At 60.4% G+C, this 235-nt stretch carries 1 pseudogene; it reads left to right on the plus strand.

From position 1 onward, the window contains the following. A pseudogene (locus tag QP415_RS12970) lies at positions 1 to 235 on the plus strand (YbjN domain-containing protein); the annotation flags it as partial.

Genomic DNA, 235 nt, shown 5'->3' on the forward strand with positions numbered 1-235 from the left:
ACGGCGAGGCCGAACTCGCGATCCCGACGCGCAACGCCGTTTTCTTCTGGAATATGTCGAACCCGCAGGTATTACAGTTGCGTGCTCAGTGGCGAGGAATTGCCACCGACGACGCTCAGTTCACCGCACTGGTCAACGAGGTTTCGGCGTGCAACTCGTCGCGCATCCTGCCCAAGGCGTACCTTGCTCCGCTCGAAGACGCCGGGAAGTTCGGCCTGATTGCCGAGTGCAATGT

This window comes from Pauljensenia sp. UMB3104 (assembly GCF_030217285.1).
GTDB lineage: Bacteria > Actinomycetota > Actinomycetes > Actinomycetales > Actinomycetaceae > Pauljensenia.